We start from the raw sequence: 17,241 nt of genomic DNA, 5'->3' as shown, positions 1-17,241 counted from the left end.
CATCTCAGTCCGGCATGTCGGCGTCGTGCTTGGGCGCCGTTTCGGTTTCCGCCAGCGCTTCGCTGACCCAGCGCGCCACCGCAGGGTGGGCCAGCACGCGCTGGCAGTAGGCGTCCAGCGCCGGCGCCAGCGTGACGCCGTAGGTGCGGAAGCGCAGCACCACCGGCGCATAGTAGGCGTCGGCCAGCGAGAAGTCGCCAAACAGGAACTGGTGGTGGCCGAAGCGCGACAGGCACTCCTCCCAGATTTCGCTGATGCGGCCTATGTCCGCCTGGGTGCCGGGCGTGCGGCCCTTGCCGGGGAAGCTGGCGCGGATGTTCATCGACATCGACGTGCGCAGGTCGGTGAAGCCGGCGTGCATCTCGGCGCACACCGAACGCGCCATGGCGCGCGCCGCCACGTCCTGTGGCCACAGATGCAGCTCGGGGAACTGCTCGGCCAGATATTCGCAGATGGCCAGGCTGTCCCAGATGGTCATCTCGTCGCCAGCCAGCAGCACCGGCACGCGGCCAGAGGCCGAGTAGCTGCAGATGCGGTTGGCGGTGTCCTCGCGGTCCAGCAGCACGCGCACTTCCTGGAACGGAATGCCGAAGGCGACCATCGCCACCCACGGCCGCATCGACCACGAGGAGTAATTCTTGTTACCGATGACGAGCGTGAGGCCTGGCTCGCGCGCCGCCGCAAGCGTTTGCGACAGGCTGGGATCGAGGTGGGTAGTCTGCATGGTACGAAGTCCTGGGTTGTAAGCGGTCAGCGGGCGAAGCTGGTTTCCTGTTCTTCCTGCTCCGTGTAGCCCTTGGGCAGCACGGTGCCAAGGCGTGCCTTCAGCGATTGCGGGCGTCCTTCAAACAGCGCCGCGTAGTAGGTTGAATTCGACATCACGTTTTTGACGTAGGTGCGGGTTTCGGCGTACGGAATCGATTCGATGAAGATGGTGCTGTCCATCGGCTTGGTCAGCGTCGAGCGCCAGGTGCGCAGGCGGCCCGGCCCGGCGTTGTAGGCGGCGGTGGCCAGCACCTCGTTGCCGTCCATATTCCCCAGCACCATGTTCAGGTAGTTCGTGCCCAGCATGATGTTGTAGCGGACGTCGCTCAGCATGTCCTGCGCAAAGTCGGTCAGGCCCAGCTTCTTGGCCACCCAGCGGCCGGTGGACGGCATCACCTGCATCAAACCGGATGCGCCGACGTGCGATTGCGCGTCCATGATGAAGCGCGACTCCTGGCGGATCAGGCCATACACCCAGGCCTTGTCCAGGCCCAGCGTCTGCGTGGCCGGATGCATGACGTCATTGTGCGGCGACGGGAAGCGCTGCGTGTAGTCGACCTGGATGCGGGTGCGCTCCGAGGTATTGACCATGCGGTCGAGGATATTGTTCTGGCGCGCGTATTCGGCGGCGGCCAGGTGTTCGCGCTCGCTCATGCCGCGCAGGCCCCAGTTCCATTCGCGCGTGCCCTCGAAGCGCAGGCGCATGCCGAAGAACTTCAGCGCGCGCTGGAAGTTGGGGTTGGCGGCGATCGGCGCGATCTCCGCCTGCGTGACCGGCGCGCCGGCAGCCGGGATGGTAATCAGCTTGCCGGATTCCTCCAGCGCCAGCTGGCCGTAGTAGTTCGACTGGTCCGAGATGCTGCGGAACAGTTGCAGCGCTTCGCCGCTCGGCTGGGTGGAGACGCCGTCGCGCGCCATCAGCGCGCGGCCCAGCCAGTAGATCCAGGTCGGCTCGTTGCGCAGCGCAGCCGGCATGGCGCGGATGTTGTTCTCCACCTGGCGCCAGTCGCCATTGCGCAGCGCGATGCGGGTCTTCCATTGCATCTGGTCGATGGACAGCGGCGCGCCGTTGGCGCGCTTCCAGTAATCGGTGGTTTCCGGCGCCAGCGTGTACGACGATTGCAGCGCGATCGCGGCCCAGCCTTCCTGCGCCTCCAGCGGCGTCATTTTCGGCGCGGCCTTGTTGAGCGCCAGCGTGGCCAGCTTGATGCTGGTCTTGGCCAGGCGGCCGATGGCGACGATGTAGATCTGGTGTTCCACCTTGCTCGGGCCCATGCCCTTGGCCACCGCCACCGTCGGCAGATCGACCGCCTGCACGGCTTTCTTTTCCGGGCCGTCGAGCAACGCGACGATGCGGCGAGCCTGGCCGGTGGCGTTGAATTCGCCGGACAGGCGCAGTTGCGCGTACAGGTCCTCGGTGGTGAACTGGCCGTTCTGGTACAGCGTGGCGATCAGGTCCGCGCAGGGCTGGCCGTAGACCGACGGGGATGTGAGCAAGGCGCGCGCCTCGTCGGCCACCTTCTGGCCCTTGAGCGCGCGCGAGATCAGCGCGTAGCATTTGACCTGGGTGTCGTCGTTGAGCACAAACTGCGGGTACTGCTCGTCGAAGGTGGCCCAGTCGCGCTTGCGGCCCAGTTCCAGCAGCCAGTCGTTGCGCAGGCGGTCGACGATGGCCTGGCCTTGATAACGCTGCATGAAATCGCGGATTTCGGCCTGGGTGGCATCCTTCAGATGGGATTTCAGCCGATAATAATCGACATAGGATGGAATGGAGTAGTTGGTCAGGCGGGCGGCGTAGAACTCCGCTTTGCTGGCATCGTCCTGGCGCACGGCGTCGCGCAGCAGCAGGAAGGCATCGTCGTCCCTGCGGCTGTCCGGGTTGATGTCGTCGGCATGGGCAAACGAGGTAAAGGCAACGACGACCGCGCCGGCAATCCATTTCGAAACAGAAATCAAAGTGCAACTCTCTATAGTCTTGAACCAAATATGACCAGCGACCCTAGAATACCACGCAGCGCATCCGGATCACCAGTACAGAAGGCGGATTTGCGCAAGCAGTTGCTGACCGCGCGGCGGGCGCTGGACCCTGCCACGCGCGCGCTATGGGACCGGGCGATCGGCGAGCGTGTGGTGGCGTGGTGGCAGGTGGCGCGGCCAGCGGCGCTGGGCGTCTACTGGCCCTTGCGCGACGAGCCGGATCTGCATCCGGCGTATGCGGAGCTGGCGCGTTTGGGCGCGCGGCTGCTGCTGCCGGTGGTGGTGCAAAAGGATGCGGCGCTGGAGTTTGCCGAGTGGCGCATCGGCGAGCCGATGGTGAAGGATAAGATGGGGGTCGCGGTGCCGGCGGATTTGCGTTTGCAGGCGGCGTATCCGCCGGCGTTGCTGGTGCCTTGCCTGGGATTCAATCCGCAGGGTTATCGATTGGGCTATGGCGGCGGGTTTTATGACCGCACGCTGGCGCGGCCCCCCCGCCCGCGCACGGTGGGCATCGCGTACAGCAGCTTGCAGGTCGTTTTCGCCGAGGACGCGCACGATGTGGCGCTGGACTGCATACTTACCGAAGCCGCCGCCCTTCAACCCGCACTGCGGCCAGCAGGGGTCTGACCCCGTACGGGGTCAGACCCCACGCCTCCGGTGTGCGGGGTTGGCTCAGACCAGCCGTTGCCACAGCGCGGTGGTCGCCGCGGCCTGGTTCATGCTGTAGAAGTGCAGGCCGGGCGCGCCGCCTTGCAGCAGGCGTTCGCACAGCGCCGTCACCACATCCAGCCCGAACGCCTTGATCGACGCCGTGTCGTCGCCAAAGCTGGCCAGCTTCAGTCGCACCCAGCGCGGGATCTCGGCGCCGCACATGTCGGAGAAGCGCATCAGCTGCGTGTAGTTCGTGATCGGCATGATGCCGGCCACCACCGGCACGTCGATGCCCAGCTTGCGCACCTGCTCGACGAACTGGAAATAGGCGTCCGCATTGTAGAAATACTGCGTGATCGCCGAATTGGCGCCGGCCTTGATCTTGCGCTCGAACGCCAGCAGATCGTCCTGCGGCGAGCGCGCCTGCGGGTGCACCTCCGGATACGCCGCCACCTCGATGTGGAACCAGTCGCCGGTCTCCTGGCGGATGAACTCCACCAGCTCATTCGCATACCGGAACTCGCCCGCCGCGCCGTAGCCACTCGGCAGGTCGCCGCGCAGCGCGACGATGCGCTTGATGTTGTGCGATTTGAATTCCTGCAGAATCGCGCGGATCGACTCGCGCGTGCCGCCGACGCACGACAGGTGCGGCGCGGCGTCATGGCCGGCAGCCAGGATCTCGACCACCGTGTCCAGCGTGCCACGCTGCGTGCTGCCGCCGGCGCCAAAGGTCACGGAAAAATACTTGGGATTCAGCTCGGCCAGTTTGGCGCGCGTGGCGCGCAGCTTTTCCGCGCCTTCCGCCGTCTTGGGCGGAAAAAATTCGATACTGAAATTGGGGTTATCCATCTGAGTTCTTCAAAAGTAAGGTGGAAAGAGCCCAGGAAATAATGCTGTACAACACGGCGCCACCGACAGCGGACAGGAAGCTGTCGACATGGAAACCATCCACCCATTGCGCCACCAGCCAGAACATGAAGCCGTTGACGATGAAGATGAACAGGCCGAGCGACACCAGCGTCACAGGCAGCGTCAGCAGGAGCAACACCGGCCGTATCAGCGTATTGACCAGGCCCAGTACAAGAGCCGCGACGAGGGCTGCGCCTATGCTTGTGACATCGACGGAATGCATCAGGTAAGGCACGGCCAGCAGGGCCAGCGCATTGATTAACCAGGTAAGGACCAAACGCATAAGAAGTTCTCGCTGCAAGAGAAGCCGTCATTCCGGCGCAGGCCGGAATGACGGGGTGGTTTTTAGTAACGGTAGTGGTCTGGCTTGTACGGACCTTCCTGCGTCACGCCGATGTAAGCGGCTTGCTCAGGGGTCAGCACGGTCAGCTGCGCGTTCAGCTTCTTCAGCTGCAGGCGCGCCACCTTCTCATCCAGATGCTTCGGCAGCACGTACACGCCGACCGGGTACTTGTCGGTGTTGGCGAACAGCTCGATCTGGGCGATGGTCTGGTTGGCGAACGACGACGACATCACGTACGACGGGTGACCAGTGCCGCAACCCAGGTTGACCAGGCGGCCTTCGGCCAGCAGGATGATGCGCTTGCCGTTCGGGAAGATCACGTGATCGACCTGCGGCTTGATGTTTTCCCAGGTGTACTTCTTCAGCGCGGCGACATCGATCTCGTTGTCGAAGTGGCCGATGTTGCAGACGATGGCCTGGTCCTTCATCTTGAGCATGTGCTCTTCGGTCAGGATGTGGTAGTTGCCGGTGCAGGTGACGAAGATATCGCCGTGTTCGGCGGCGTAGTCCATGGTCACCACGCGGTAGCCTTCCATCGCGGCCTGCAGCGCGCAGATCGGGTCGATCTCGGTGACCCACACCTGTGCCGACAGCGCGCGCATCGCCTGCGCCGAGCCCTTGCCGACGTCACCGTAGCCGGCGATCACGGCGATCTTGCCGGCGATCATGACGTCGGTGGCGCGCTTGATGCCGTCCACCAGCGACTCGCGGCAGCCGTACAGGTTGTCGAACTTGGACTTGGTGACCGAGTCGTTGACGTTGATGGCCGGGAAGGCCAGCTTGCCTTCCTTGTGCATCTGGTACAGGCGGTGCACGCCGGTGGTGGTTTCCTCGGTCACGCCCAGGATGTGCGGCAGGCGCTTGGAGTACCAGGCCGAGTCCTTGGCCAGGTGGGCCTTGATGGCGTTGAACAGGCAGATTTCCTCTTCCGAGCCCGGCGCGGCCAGCACCGAGATGTCTTTTTCAGCGCGCGCGCCCAGGTGCAGCAGCAGCGTGGCGTCGCCGCCGTCGTCCAGGATCATGTTCGAGTAGACCGGGTTGCCGGCGGCGTCGTTCGGCCATTCGAAGATGCGGTGGGTGTAGTCCCAGTATTCATCCAGGGTTTCGCCCTTGATGGCGAACACCGGCGTGCCGTTGGCGGCGATGGCGGCGGCGGCGTGGTCCTGGGTCGAGTAGATGTTGCACGAGGCCCAGCGCACTTGCGCGCCCAGCGCTTCCAGCGTCTGGATCAGCACGGCAGTCTGGATGGTCATGTGCAGCGAACCGGTGATGCGCGCGCCCTTCAGCGGCTGGGCGGCGGCGAATTCCTCGCGGATCGCCATCAGGCCTGGCATTTCGGTTTCAGCGATCTTGATTTCTTTGTTGCCCCATGGCGCCAGGGAGATGTCGGCAACCAGGTAGTCTTGAGCGGATTTGAGTACGGCGTTCATCACGCCCTCCTTTCATGTGTTGAAAAAAGTAACGTGAGCGCGGTTGGGGATCTCCGAGCCTGGCGAAGTGCATTCGTCGCAGCGCTCCTCGGAACGTGCATTTTAGCATCGTTCCCCGGCGCTGGCGACAACAATCCGCCCGTTTGTGCCAGCGCAAACCCTGCCGTTGCGGGCCGGCTTATGCTGTTTTTTTATGCAGAGCTCATCATGAATACTGATCCGCGCGATGCTATCTGGAATGAAGCATACGCATTGCTGTATAACACCAGCTATTCGGAGGAGCTGGAACTGGCCTTGCTTGGCCGGTGGACGTGGCTGGATAGTATCAGCAAGATTACCGTCGCCATCGCATCGGCGGGCTCAGCGCTGGCCGGCCTCATCTTCTGGGAAAACAGCAACTATGCCTTTTTATGGCCGCTCTTCACTTCGACCAGCGCGTTACTGGCCATTATTTCCAAACAACTATCGGTGGGTGAAAAGCTCAAAATTCACGCCGGGCGGTGACGGAGCTTTCAGGATTGATGATCGACATCAATGCCTTCATCATCAGAATGAAAATTAATGCAGAATTTTCGGTCGCCGACTTTGAAAAGAAGCTACTCGGTTTACACGGCAGGTATCGCATAGAAAACGGGGATTCGCCGTACGATTTGCTGCTTACCGCGCGCCTACGCGCCAAAATACAGCGTAAGATCGATGCTGTGTTTTCTGACTGACACCGGAGGCCATATGTACTGGGAAAATCAACGCGACAAATATCTGCCGCTTAAACCACCGCCACCGCCACCCAAGCGCCCCAAATGACAACGCCCCGGAATCCGGGGCGTTGGTGTTTTTAGCTACGGCAGAGGCTGATTACTTCAGGCCGGCGGCGGCGCGGAGGATGGCGGCCTTGTCGGTGCGCTCCCACGAGAATTCCGGCTCTTCCCGGCCGAAGTGGCCGTAGGCGGCGGTCTTGCCGTAGATCGGACGCAGCAGGTCCAGCATCTGCACGATGCCTTTCGGACGCAGGTCGAAGTGCTCCATCACCAGCTGGGCGATTTTCTCGTCCGGGATCACGCCGGTGCCCTCGGTGTAGACGGTGATGTTGATCGGACGGGCCACGCCGATCGCGTACGACACCTGCACCTGGCACTGGCGCGCCAGGCCGGCGGCCACCACGTTCTTGGCCACGTAGCGGGCGGCGTAGGCGGCCGAGCGGTCCACTTTCGACGGGTCCTTGCCCGAGAACGCGCCGCCGCCGTGCGGCGAAGCGCCGCCGTAGGTGTCGACGATGATCTTGCGGCCGGTCAGGCCGCAGTCGCCCTGCGGGCCGCCGATGACGAAGCGGCCGGTCGGGTTGACCAGGTACTTGGTGTCCTGCAGCCATTCCTTCGGCAGCACCGGCTTGATGATCTCCTCGATCACCGCTTCCTCGATCTGCTTGTGCTGCATTTCCGGCGCGTGCTGGGTCGACAGCACCACGGTGTCCACCGCCACCGGGCGGCCGTTGACATAGCGCAGCGTGACCTGCGACTTGGCGTCCGGCCGCAGCCATGGCAGGCGGCCGTCCTTGCGCAGTTGCGACTGGCGCTCGACCAGGCGGTGCGCGTAGTGGATCGCGGCCGGCATCAGTTCATTGGTTTCGTCGCAGGCGTAGCCGAACATCAGGCCCTGGTCGCCGGCGCCCTGGTCCAGGTCCAGGCCGGCGCCCTCGTCCACGCCCTGGGCGATGTCGGGCGACTGCTTGTCGTAGGCCACCAGCACCGCGCAACCCTTGTAGTCGATGCCGTAGTCGGTGTTGTCGTAGCCGATGCGCTTGATGGTTTCGCGCGCGACCTGGATATAGTCGACGTTCGCGTGGGTGGTGATTTCACCGGCCAGCACGACCAGACCGGTGTTGCACAGCGTTTCCGCCGCCACACGGGCTTTCGGGTCCTGGGCCAGAATCGCGTCGAGGATAGCGTCGGAAATCTGGTCCGCTACCTTGTCCGGGTGACCTTCCGAGACGGATTCCGAGGTGAAAAGATAATCATTAGACATGCGCAAGCTCCTGATATGTTTGAAAATTCTGTCGCATACCAACACGGCTTGCGACGCTTTAGCGACATTTATATCCCGCATCGCAAGTTGTCATTAACTCAGCGGCTACTACTTAACGTGGTATTTTACGCTTTTTTGAAAAACCTTGCTTTCCAACACAGGGCAGATTTCCAACATGCTGGTTCCAATTTTCCGTTTTTTATCAATCTTCCCGTTGTCCGTGCTGCACGCCATCGGCGCCGCCATGGGCTGGCTGGTGTACTGGGCCTCGCCCGCCTACCGCCGCCGCCTGCGCGCCAACCTGGCCCAGGCCGGCTTTAGCCAGCACCTGCACGCCGCCGTCGCCGAGGCCGGCAAAAGCATGTTCGAGCTGCCCTTCATCTGGTGCGCCGATCCGGCCCGCGTGTCGCGCCACGCCACGCTGGAAAACTGGGACCTGGTGCAAACCGAGCTGGACGCCGGCCGCGGCATCGTCTTCATGACACCGCACCTGGGCTGCTTCGAGATTGTGGCACAGGAAATCGCCCTGCGCACTGAACTGATGGTCATGTACCGCCCTCCGAAAAAAGAGGCACTCAAGCCGCTGATCGAGGGCGCGCGCGCGCGCAAGAACCTGTTGCTGGCGCCGGCCAACATGTCCGGCGTGCGCATGCTGGCCAAGTTCCTCAAGAAGGGCCAGCCAGTTGGCGTGCTGCCCGACCAGGTGCCGCAGGAGGGCGAAGGCGTATGGGCCACCTTCTTCGGCCGCGCCGCCTACACCATGACCTTGCCGGCCAAGCTGGCGCAGCTGGGCGACGCCACCGTCATCATCACCTACGCCGAACGCCTGCCGGGCGGACGCGGCTATGTGGTACGCTTCGTGCCCTTCGACGGCTCGCTGGACGGCGACAGCGCGTCCCAGGCGCAGGCCATCAACCACGCCATGGAGCGCCTGATCGCCCGCAGCCCGTCGCAATACTACTGGAGCTATAACCGCTACAAGGTGCCGCATGGCATTGCGGCACCGTCGGCGGGAGAACACGCATGAAACTGTTGTTGGGATTGATGTGGCTGCTGCACTGGCTGCCGCTGCCGCTGCTGGGCCGCCTCGGCGACGCCGTCGGCAGCCTGTTGTTTGTCGTCATGCGGCCGCGCCGCCAGATCGCGCTGACCAATCTGCGCCTGACCATGCCTGAGCTGAGCGAGGCCGAGCGGGTCGCCATCGCCCGCCGCCATTTTCAGGCCTACTCGCGCAGCGTGTGGGAGCGCGCCATCCTGTGGTGGGCGCCGGAGTCGCGCCTGAAGCGCCTGATCACGATCGAGCCGGGCGGCGCAATCCCGGTGGCGGCCATGACCGGGAAGCCGACCATCCTGCTGTGCCCGCACTTCGTCTGCCTCGACGTGGCCGGCGCGGCGATCGCCATGGAAGCGTCGGCCTCGTCGATGTACGTGACGCAGAAAAACGCCGCCTTCGACGCCGTGCTGCGCGCCGGCCGCGCCCGCTTCAAGCCGGTCAAGCTGTTCACCCGCCAGGACGGCATCAAGCCCATCCTGCGCGCGCTGCGCGACAAGCTGCCCTACTTCATGCTGCCGGACATGGATTTCGGCGAAAAGGACGCCGAGTTCGTGCCCTTCTTCGGCGTCCAGGCCGCCACGCTGACGGCCACCGCCCGCATCGCCGCGACCACCGGCGCGCAGGTGATGCCGGTGATCGCCACCTTCCTGCCCAATTACCAGGGATGGCGTGTGAAATTCTATCCAGTGTGGGACAATTATCCGGGCGAGGACATGGTGGCCGCCACCCGCCGCATGAACGAGTTCATCGAGGAACGCGTGCGCGAGACGCCGGCTGAATATTTCTGGACCCACAAACGCTTCAAGACCCGCCCCAACGGCGAGCCGTCGCTGTACAAAAAATAAACTGCCCATGAAACTCAAATTCACCAAAATGCACGGCGCCGGCAACGACTTCGTCGTCATCGACGGCATCAACCAGCACATCGACTTCACGCCCGCGCAGTGGAAGCTGCTGGGCGACCGCCGCTTTGGCGTGGGCGCCGACCAGATCCTGCTGGTGGAAAAGCCCACCGAGGCCGGCTGCGATTTCCGTTACCGCATCTTCAACGCCGATGGCGGCGAGGTCGAGCAGTGCGGCAACGGTTCGCGCGCCTTCGTCAAATTCGTGTCGGAAAAAGGCCTGACCGACAAGCAGTCGATCACGGTGCAGACCAAGGCCGGTGTCATCGCGCCACGGCTGGAGGCCAACGGCAGCATCACCGTGGACATGGGCGCGCCGATCCTGGAACCGGGCCGCGTGCCATTCGACGCCGACGGCCTGCAAGGCCAGCGGCAAGGCGACGACACGCTGTGGCCGCTGGTGCTGGAACTGGGCGGCGCGCGCGAGAGCGTGCTGATTTCGGCGGTGTCGATGGGCAATCCGCACGCGGTGCAGGTGGTGGACGACGTCGAGACGGCGCCGGTGGAACTGACCGGGCCGCTGATCGAGCACCACGCGCGCTTCCCCAACCGCGTCAACGCCGGCTTCATGCAGGTGCTGGACCGCCAGCACGTGAAATTGCGCGTGTTCGAGCGCGGCGTCGGCGAGACGCTGGCGTGCGGCACCGGCGCCTGCGCGGCGGCCGTGGCCGGCATCCGCCGCGGCCTGCTGGACAGCCCGGTGAGGGTCGACGCGCGCGGCGGCCAGTTGTCGATCAGCTGGGCCGGCGAAGGCCAGCCCGTGTTCCTGACCGGTCCGGCGGTCACCGTGTTCGAAGGCGAAATCGACATCTGACCAGTCGTTGCGGCGCAAGCCGGAACCCATAGAACGCCAGCGCGGCATAGACCGCGCAGCGACCGCCGAACGACGCGGGTCACGCCGCCGCCAGCAAATCTTCCTGCAACCAGGTCTTCAGCCGGTACAAACGCTGGCGGTAATTGCCCTCCAGCCCCTCCGGCCCGCTATCAATCGACTCGAACAGGCGCACGATGCGGTCCAGCGCCTGCCGCTCGCGCGCCGTGCGCAGCAGCACCAGCCGGCGCTTGCTGCGGCCATAGCTGGCGCGGATATCCACCACCAGGCAATGGCCCTGATCGGCCGCCTTCACATCCAGCAGCAACGCTTCCGCCCGGCTCAGGCCGAACAGCGCGGCCAGTTCCAGCCGCGCCGCCAGCAGCGGCTGGCTCTCCAGCAACTCGCGCGTCAGGCAGGTGACCACGCTGGTCATCCAGTCCGCCTCCTTGGGCGCGGCGGCCACGCGCTGCAGCGCCGCCTCCGCCTCGGCGCAGCCCTGCGCGGCCGCCTTCTGCAGCCAGTAGGCGGCGCGCACGTCGCTGTGCTCGTCGGTGCGGCGGTTGCGCCAGGCATACATGCCGCACTCCAGCTGGGCGCCGCAGTGGCCCATCTCGGCCGCGCGCTCCAGGTAACTTTGCGCCTCGGCCACGCAGCGCTGTGAAAACTCCGGCTTCAGATAAATGCGCGACAGCGCGAACCACGCCTCGGCCAGCCCCTGCTCGCCGGCCAGCGTCAGCCAGCGGATGGCGCGCTTGAAGTTGACGGCGGCAATGCCGTGACTCAGGCGCTTGCCGTCGCTGTCCATGCGCGCAAACCACAGCCCCAGCGCCAGCTGGGCGTGGCGTTCGCCGGCGTAGGCCGCCAGCTCGCGGCACTGGTGCAGCGCGGCATCGGCGCCGTCCGCCGGCGCCAGCGCGGCGCAGCGCGACAGCAGGCACAGCAATGGCGGCGCGGCGTGCCAGTCGGCCAGCCGCGCCGCTTCCGCGTCGGCCGGCGCCTCGGCCAGCAAGCGCGCCAGTAACGGCCGCGCCTGCTGAAGAAAGGCCGGCCGCTGGTGCGGCCACAGCGGCTCCAGCCGCGTCAGCTGCAACGTCTGATCGGTGCTCAGCGCCAGCGCGCCGCCGCACGAAGCAACGGCCATCGAAGCGGCGGGGGAAGGCGCGTTTGGCGGCGGCACGGCCTGCGGGCGCAAGGGCGCGCCGCGCGGCGGCGTCTGCTGCCGCAACTGCGCCAGCACCTGGGCGGCGGCGGCAATGCCGGCGTCGCTGGCGCGCTGATACCAGCGCAGCACGTCCGGCAGCGCCTGGCGCGCGGTGTCAACGGGAATATGGCTGCCGATCAGGCGCCACGCCTCGTCGCGCTCCTGCTGTGCCGCGCGCGCCAGCCAGTGCAGCGCGGTCGGTACATTGAGCGGCAGGCTGGCGCCACCGAACAGATACAGCTTGCCCAGCGCCAGTTGGCAGTCCGCGTCTCCGGCGCGGGCGCCCCTGATGATCCCTAACTCTTCTCGATTGGCCATTGTCTCTCTATGATTCATCGAAGCGGGAAGCGCCGCTGTGCGGTCTGCGGCGCGATTTGATTTGTGTCTTAGTGTAACGTGCCATCCGCGCCACACCCTAAAACAATATGCGCGCGCGCTTGATATGCCACAAGCGGCGCCCCCCCTGCCCGCTTGTACGCTAGAGCTGTTTTCATGCCCGGATGAAAGCAAAAGCAGTCGCAAAACGGGCCGACCGAGGCGCCTGACAAGCGTTTCAAAAATACAACAAGAAGCCGGGCTGGCACGGCTTTCGACCAAAACAAACCGTTCCAATCGACCATTCCGGCTCCACGGCGCCAGCGACCCATTAAGGTTTCAGCAACCGGTCAAGCAGCGGGGATGAGAAATACACTTATAAAGGAATAACAAATGAAAAAAACTTTGGCGGCTCTGGCTCTCACTGGCGTGGCATGCGGCGCGTCCGCGCAATCGTCGGTCACCATTTACGGCACCCTGGACGCCGGCGTTTCGCGCCGGACCGACACCGACGTCACCGCCGTGGGCAAGCGCGACAACAACAAGCTGGGCTTCCGCGGCGTGGAAGACCTCGGCAGCGGCCTGAAAGCGCTGTTCCAGTTGGAAATCCGTTACGAGCCCGACACCGGCGCAATCGAGAACACCGTGCGGCCGCTGTTCCAGGGCCAGAGCCGGGTCGGCCTGCAGGGCGACTTCGGCACGCTGCGCTTCGGCCGCGCGCTGAGCGCCTTCCAGGAAACCAGCACCGCCTTCGAGCCATGGTCCGGCATGCCGGCCGTGGCCGGCTACCAGACCGACCTGCAAGTGGCCGGCTACACCAGCGACCCGCTGAGCGTGGCCGGCAACTCGCTGAACCGCTTCTCCAACGCGGTGTTCTACAACTCGCCGGTGATCGGCAACATCTTCCAGCTGAACATCACCGTGGCCAGCAAGGAGGCCAACAACAACCCGGCCATCATCGGCCGCGGCACCGCCGCCGCGCCGCAGTTCCCGGCCAACAGCATGGCGCCGGTCAACCCATACTCGGTCAGCGCCACCGTCACCCAGGGCCCGTTCGCCGCCTACGGCGCCTACGAGCGCAACGCCGTGTCCACCAAGCTGTGGTCGGTGGGCGCCTCGTACAAGCCGATCAACGACCTCAAGCTGATGGCCACCTACCAGCGCCAGGACCAGGACTACAGCGTGCCGGTCAACCCGATCACCAAGGCCTGGATGGTGGGCGCCAACTGGAACGTCGGCCTCGGCCTGGTGCGCGCCGGCATCGGCCGCAAGACGCCGGACAACATCTTCAACAGCCCCAACATCGCCAAGACCAAGCAGTTCTCGCTGGGCTACGACTACAATCTGTCGCCGCGCACCTACGTGTACGTCGACGGCACGCGCCGCAAAGCCACCGCCGCCGCCACCTTCAACTACTACAGCGTCGGCATCCACCACAACTTCTAAGCGGGCGTGGCGTCGCCATGACGGGCATGGGTCCACCATGCCCGTTTTTTTTCGTTTAAAATTGCACACCACCTTGCCTACAACGTATCTCTCATGACCGCCCCACTGGATTCCACCCTCGTCGCACAGTACCTGACCGAGCACCCGCAATTCTTCGAAGAACACGCCGACTTGCTGGGTGAGATCAAACTGGCCAGCCCGCTGACCGGCCGCGCCGTCTCGCTGCAGGAACGCCAGATGGAAGTGTTGCGCGACAAATACAAAACGCTGGAACTGCGCATGAGCAACCTGATGCGCCTGGCCTCGGAAAACGAAGCCATCGCCAACAAGTTCCACCGCTGGACGCAGGTGCTGCTGCAGTCGGAGGACGTCGGCTCGATGCCGCACGCCGTCACCAACGGCCTGAAGACCGCCTTCGACGTGCCGCAAGTGACGGTGCGCATCTGGGGCACCGCGCCCGACTATGTCGACGAATGGTTCGTCAAGGGCGTGTCGGACGACGCCCGCATCTTTGCCAACAGCCTGCTGGCCCCGTACTGCGGCGCCAACAAGGACTTCGAGGCGGTGCGCTGGCTGGACGACCCGTCGGCCGTGGTGTCGACCGTCATCATCCCGCTGCGCAAGCCGGGCGACAAGCAAGCCTTCGGCCTGCTGATCATGGGCTCGCAGGACGCCAACCGCTTCACCTCGCTGATGGCCACCGACTTCCTGGTCCACATCGGCGAGACCTCCAGCACCGCGCTGGCCTGGCTGCTGGCCTGAGCACCGCGCCATGAGCGACGCTCCAGACAGCAAACTGGCCTGGATCGACGCCTATCTCGCCCACCTGCAGCGCGAACGCCAGCTGTCGCCGCACACCTGCGCCGCCTACGCCCGCGATTTGCAGGCGCTGGCGGCGCTGACCGGCGCCAGCGCCTGGCCGCAGCTCGACCACCACGCGGTGCGCCGGCTGACCGCCAAACTGCACGCGCAGGAACTCGATCCCCGTTCAATCGCCCGCAAGCTGTCCAGCTGGCGCGGCTTTTTCCGCTGGCTGGGCGAGCAGATGCCGCTGGCCGCCAACCCGGTGCAGGGCGTGCGCGCGCCGAAACGCGCCAAAACCCTGCCGCGCGCGTTGTCGGTGGACGACGCCGTGCAGCTGGTGGCGCCGTCGCGCCCGGCGGCCGGCAACGGCGACGATCCGGCCGCGCTGTGCAACCGCGCCATGTTCGAGCTGCTGTACTCCAGCGGCCTGCGGGTGTCCGAACTGGCCGGGCTGGACCTGACGCCCAGCAAGCAAGCGCTCGGCTGGGTGGACCTCGGCAACCGCGAGGTGACCGTCACCGGCAAGGGCAACAAGCGCCGCACGGTGCCGGTCGGCGCCGCCGCGCTGGACGCGCTGCACGCCTGGCTGGCGCTGCGGCCGGCGCCCACCGACGGCGGCGACGCCCTGTTTCTCAGCAGCCGCGGCACGCGGGTGTCGCCGCGCGTGATCCAGCAGCGGCTGCGCCAGCACGGCGTGGCGCACGGGGCGCCGGTGCAGGTGCACCCGCACATGCTGCGCCACTCGTTTGCCTCGCACGTGCTGCAGTCGTCCGGCGATTTGCGGGCGGTGCAGGAGATGCTGGGCCACGCCAGCATCAGTTCGACCCAGGTGTACACGGCGCTGGACTTCCAGCACCTGGCCGAGGTCTACGACAAGGCCCACCCGCGCGCCAAAGTGAAATAGCACACGTGTGCTGATATTGCTCAATTGGACGAATTGCTAGCGTCCGAAAAATTCCGGCATAATCAGCCGATTGCATTAACGCATTTTCAAATAAGACAACCATGGCCATGATTCCCACCACCATCCTGACCGGCTTCCTCGGCGCCGGCAAGACCACGCTGCTGAACCGCATCCTGCAGGAAGAACACGGCATGCGCATCGCCGTCATCGAAAACGAATTCGGCCAGGAAAACATCGACAACGAAATCCTGGTGCAGGACACCGGCGAGCAAATCGTCGAGATGAACAACGGCTGCATCTGCTGCACCGTGCGCGGCGACCTGATCGTGGCCCTGAGCAACCTGGCGCAGAAGCGCGAGGCCGGCGAGATCCAGTTCGACCGCGTGGTGATCGAGACCACCGGCCTGGCCAATCCCGGCCCGGTGGCGCAGACCTTCTTCGTTGACGAGGAAGTGGGCGCTCACTACATGCTGGACGCGGTGGTCACGGTGGTGGACGCGCGCCACGCCATGGACCAGCTGGACCAGCACGAGGAAGCCCAGCGCCAGGTCGGGTTCGCCGACAAGCTCCTGCTGTCCAAAACCGACCTGGTGAGCGAGGAGCAACTGGCCGCGCTGACCGCCCGCCTGTCGCGCATCAACCCGCGCGCGCCGATCAGCAAGTCCGACTTTGGCCGCGCGCCGATCAGCGGGGTGCTGGACCTGAAAGGCTTCAACCTCAACGACAAGCTGGAACTCGACCCGGACTTCCTGCTGAGCGAGCAGGCGCACGAGGAAGGCCATGTGCACGACGAGCACTGCGGCCACGACCACCACCCTCATGACCACGGCCATGATCACGACCATCACCACAGCCATCACACCGACGACATCGCCGCTTTTGTGTTCAAGAGCAACCGTCCGTTCGACACGGCCAAGCTGGACGAGTTCCTTGGCGGCCTGGTCAATGTGTACGGTCCTCGCATGCTGCGCTACAAAGGCGTATTGTTTATGCAGGACGCCGACCGCAAGGTGGTGTTCCAGGGGGTGCACCAGATTATGGGCAGCGATCTGGGCGCAAAATGGGGGGAAAACGACGTTCGTGGCAGCAAAATGGTATTTATTGGCAAAAATCTGCCCAAAGACATCTTTATTAGCGGTTTAGAACAATGTCTGGTATAAACTATCCGGGTTTTGTGGGGATGGCTAAAAAGCCACAAAATTCGGGCTGATTAATTGAAAACTCTGTCGTATCGAAGGTAAGCGAAGTTATGACCAAAACTAATAAATCGACCCCCGCAGCCGCCGAGCGCATCCTGACCGAAGAAGAAATTCTGAAGATGGATGACAAGGATTATATGAATCCAGCGCAAATGGCCTTCTTCAAGGCCAAGCTGCAAGCCCTGGAAAAAGAGCTGCTGAAAAACGCCGGCGAAACCACCGAACACCTGCGCGAAACCGTGCTCGTGCCGGACCCGGCCGACCGCGCCACCATCGAAGAAGAGCACGCGCTGGAGCTGCGCACCCGCGACCGCGAGCGCAAGCTGCTGAAGAAGGTTCAGCAGTCGATCGTTGCGATCGATAACAATGATTATGGCTGGTGCGAGGAAACCGGCGAACCGATCGGCATTCCACGCCTGATCGCGCGACCGACCGCGACCTTGTCGCTGGAAGCACAGCAGCGCCGTGAGCTGAAGCAGAAGCTGTACGGCGATTGATATAGAGC

18 protein-coding genes and 1 riboswitch are annotated in these 17,241 nt (G+C 64.4%); of the genes, 11 read left to right on the top strand and 7 right to left on the bottom strand.

Annotation, left to right across the window (positions count from 1 at the left end):
- Positions 1 to 4 precede the first annotated feature (4 nt).
- Entirely contained in the window at positions 5 to 724 is a 720-nt protein-coding gene (locus tag FHW58_RS21315; RefSeq protein WP_179675180.1) for a glutathione S-transferase family protein, read from the bottom strand.
- A 26-nt stretch (positions 725 to 750) separates the two neighbouring features.
- Positions 751 to 2,721, bottom strand: coding sequence for a lytic transglycosylase domain-containing protein (locus FHW58_RS21310; protein ID WP_179675179.1), 1,971 nt, complete (start codon positions 2,719 to 2,721; stop codon positions 751 to 753).
- A 30-nt stretch (positions 2,722 to 2,751) separates the two neighbouring features.
- On the opposite strand from FHW58_RS21310, the gene FHW58_RS21305 reads away from it, so the two are divergent.
- Positions 2,752 to 3,369: a 5-formyltetrahydrofolate cyclo-ligase gene (locus FHW58_RS21305; RefSeq protein WP_179675178.1), complete on the top strand. Its 618-nt coding sequence runs from the start codon at positions 2,752 to 2,754 to the stop codon at positions 3,367 to 3,369.
- A 45-nt stretch (positions 3,370 to 3,414) separates the two neighbouring features.
- Here FHW58_RS21305 and metF read toward each other — a convergent pair whose 3' ends face one another.
- The 3 genes from metF to ahcY form a co-directional block, all read right to left on the bottom strand.
- Positions 3,415 to 4,242 carry a methylenetetrahydrofolate reductase [NAD(P)H] gene (gene metF / locus FHW58_RS21300; protein ID WP_179675177.1) on the bottom strand — a complete coding sequence of 276 codons (828 nt, stop codon included), beginning with the start codon at positions 4,240 to 4,242 and terminating at the stop codon, positions 3,415 to 3,417.
- Positions 4,235 to 4,585, bottom strand: a complete 351-nt coding sequence (locus FHW58_RS21295) for a phage holin family protein (protein WP_179675176.1) — start codon at positions 4,583 to 4,585, stop codon at positions 4,235 to 4,237. Before FHW58_RS21295 ends, metF begins: the two co-directional genes overlap by 8 nt.
- A gap of 62 nt (positions 4,586 to 4,647) precedes the next feature.
- On the bottom strand, positions 4,648 to 6,075 hold the full coding sequence (gene ahcY, locus FHW58_RS21290; RefSeq protein WP_179675175.1) for an adenosylhomocysteinase: 1,428 nt from the start codon (positions 6,073 to 6,075) through the stop codon (positions 4,648 to 4,650).
- Positions 6,076 to 6,103: 28 nt separating this feature from the next.
- Positions 6,104 to 6,171: riboswitch (S-adenosyl-L-homocysteine riboswitch) on the bottom strand.
- A 111-nt stretch (positions 6,172 to 6,282) separates the two neighbouring features.
- Between ahcY and FHW58_RS21285 the strand changes: the two genes are divergently transcribed.
- Positions 6,283 to 6,579 (top strand): hypothetical protein, encoded by a 297-nt coding sequence (locus tag FHW58_RS21285; protein WP_179675174.1) that lies wholly within the window; start codon positions 6,283 to 6,285, stop codon positions 6,577 to 6,579.
- 14 nt (positions 6,580 to 6,593) lie between these two features.
- The gene (locus FHW58_RS21280; protein ID WP_179675173.1) at positions 6,594 to 6,791 is read left to right on the top strand and encodes a hypothetical protein; all 198 of its coding nucleotides are present in this window, start codon (positions 6,594 to 6,596) and stop codon (positions 6,789 to 6,791) included.
- Positions 6,792 to 6,930: 139 nt separating this feature from the next.
- On the opposite strand, the gene metK is transcribed toward FHW58_RS21280, so the two are convergent.
- Entirely contained in the window at positions 6,931 to 8,097 is a 1,167-nt protein-coding gene (metK, locus tag FHW58_RS21275; RefSeq protein ID WP_179675172.1) for a methionine adenosyltransferase, read from the bottom strand.
- 175 nt (positions 8,098 to 8,272) lie between these two features.
- Here metK and FHW58_RS21270 point away from each other — a divergent pair, with 175 nt between their 5' ends.
- Genes FHW58_RS21270 through dapF form a run of 3 tightly spaced genes read left to right on the top strand, consistent with a single transcriptional unit; the run spans position 8,273 to position 10,867 of the window.
- Positions 8,273 to 9,124: a lysophospholipid acyltransferase family protein gene (locus FHW58_RS21270; RefSeq protein WP_179675171.1), complete on the top strand. Its 852-nt coding sequence runs from the start codon at positions 8,273 to 8,275 to the stop codon at positions 9,122 to 9,124.
- Positions 9,121 to 9,996 (top strand): lipid A biosynthesis acyltransferase, encoded by an 876-nt coding sequence (locus tag FHW58_RS21265; protein ID WP_179675170.1) that lies wholly within the window; start codon positions 9,121 to 9,123, stop codon positions 9,994 to 9,996. Before FHW58_RS21270 ends, FHW58_RS21265 begins: the two co-directional genes overlap by 4 nt.
- Positions 9,997 to 10,003: 7 nt before the next feature.
- Positions 10,004 to 10,867 carry a diaminopimelate epimerase gene (gene dapF, locus FHW58_RS21260; RefSeq protein ID WP_179675169.1) on the top strand — a complete coding sequence of 288 codons (864 nt, stop codon included), beginning with the start codon at positions 10,004 to 10,006 and terminating at the stop codon, positions 10,865 to 10,867.
- Positions 10,868 to 10,946: 79 nt separating this feature from the next.
- Here the strand turns inward: dapF and FHW58_RS21255 are convergent, their stop codons facing one another.
- Positions 10,947 to 12,386: a tetratricopeptide repeat protein gene (locus FHW58_RS21255; protein WP_179675168.1), complete on the bottom strand. Its 1,440-nt coding sequence runs from the start codon at positions 12,384 to 12,386 to the stop codon at positions 10,947 to 10,949.
- 390 nt (positions 12,387 to 12,776) lie between these two features.
- Between FHW58_RS21255 and FHW58_RS21250 the strand changes: the two genes are divergently transcribed.
- From FHW58_RS21250 to dksA, 5 genes are all read left to right on the top strand, one after another.
- Positions 12,777 to 13,829, top strand: coding sequence for a porin (locus FHW58_RS21250; protein ID WP_179675167.1), 1,053 nt, complete (start codon positions 12,777 to 12,779; stop codon positions 13,827 to 13,829).
- Positions 13,830 to 13,922: 93 nt separating this feature from the next.
- Entirely contained in the window at positions 13,923 to 14,591 is a 669-nt protein-coding gene (locus tag FHW58_RS21245) for a DUF484 family protein (protein ID WP_179675166.1), read from the top strand.
- A 10-nt stretch (positions 14,592 to 14,601) separates the two neighbouring features.
- Complete coding sequence (gene xerC / locus FHW58_RS21240) at positions 14,602 to 15,537, top strand: tyrosine recombinase XerC (protein ID WP_179675165.1); 936 nt, start codon at positions 14,602 to 14,604, stop codon at positions 15,535 to 15,537.
- 101 nt (positions 15,538 to 15,638) lie between these two features.
- Complete coding sequence (locus FHW58_RS21235) at positions 15,639 to 16,697, top strand: GTP-binding protein (RefSeq protein WP_179675164.1); 1,059 nt, start codon at positions 15,639 to 15,641, stop codon at positions 16,695 to 16,697.
- 89 nt (positions 16,698 to 16,786) lie between these two features.
- Positions 16,787 to 17,233, top strand: coding sequence for an RNA polymerase-binding protein DksA (gene dksA, locus FHW58_RS21230; protein ID WP_072788156.1), 447 nt, complete (start codon positions 16,787 to 16,789; stop codon positions 17,231 to 17,233).
- The last annotated feature ends 8 nt before the right edge of the window (positions 17,234 to 17,241 follow it).

It is taken from the genome of Duganella sp. 1224 (assembly GCF_013408245.1).
Classification (GTDB): domain Bacteria; phylum Pseudomonadota; class Gammaproteobacteria; order Burkholderiales; family Burkholderiaceae_D; genus Rugamonas.
The sequence above is the reverse complement of the archived record's forward strand: the minus strand, read 5'-3'. Positions and strand labels throughout refer to the sequence as shown.

Coding starts and splice junctions, on each gene's coding strand:
- metK (WP_179675172.1), bottom strand. CDS start 8,097: ATGTCTAATGATTATCTTTTCACCTCGGAATCCGTCTCGGAAGGTCAC.
- metF (WP_179675177.1), bottom strand. CDS start 4,242: ATGGATAACCCCAATTTCAGTATCGAATTTTTTCCGCCCAAGACGGCG.
- FHW58_RS21250 (WP_179675167.1), top strand. CDS start 12,777: ATGAAAAAAACTTTGGCGGCTCTGGCTCTCACTGGCGTGGCATGCGGC.
- FHW58_RS21315 (WP_179675180.1), bottom strand. CDS start 724: ATGCAGACTACCCACCTCGATCCCAGCCTGTCGCAAACGCTTGCGGCG.
- FHW58_RS21285 (WP_179675174.1), top strand. CDS start 6,283: ATGAATACTGATCCGCGCGATGCTATCTGGAATGAAGCATACGCATTG.
- FHW58_RS21295 (WP_179675176.1), bottom strand. CDS start 4,585: ATGCGTTTGGTCCTTACCTGGTTAATCAATGCGCTGGCCCTGCTGGCC.
- FHW58_RS21235 (WP_179675164.1), top strand. CDS start 15,639: ATGGCCATGATTCCCACCACCATCCTGACCGGCTTCCTCGGCGCCGGC.
- FHW58_RS21255 (WP_179675168.1), bottom strand. CDS start 12,386: ATGGCCAATCGAGAAGAGTTAGGGATCATCAGGGGCGCCCGCGCCGGA.
- xerC (WP_179675165.1), top strand. CDS start 14,602: ATGAGCGACGCTCCAGACAGCAAACTGGCCTGGATCGACGCCTATCTC.
- FHW58_RS21270 (WP_179675171.1), top strand. CDS start 8,273: ATGCTGGTTCCAATTTTCCGTTTTTTATCAATCTTCCCGTTGTCCGTG.
- dapF (WP_179675169.1), top strand. CDS start 10,004: ATGAAACTCAAATTCACCAAAATGCACGGCGCCGGCAACGACTTCGTC.
- dksA (WP_072788156.1), top strand. CDS start 16,787: ATGACCAAAACTAATAAATCGACCCCCGCAGCCGCCGAGCGCATCCTG.
- FHW58_RS21245 (WP_179675166.1), top strand. CDS start 13,923: ATGACCGCCCCACTGGATTCCACCCTCGTCGCACAGTACCTGACCGAG.
- ahcY (WP_179675175.1), bottom strand. CDS start 6,075: ATGAACGCCGTACTCAAATCCGCTCAAGACTACCTGGTTGCCGACATC.
- FHW58_RS21265 (WP_179675170.1), top strand. CDS start 9,121: ATGAAACTGTTGTTGGGATTGATGTGGCTGCTGCACTGGCTGCCGCTG.
- FHW58_RS21305 (WP_179675178.1), top strand. CDS start 2,752: ATGACCAGCGACCCTAGAATACCACGCAGCGCATCCGGATCACCAGTA.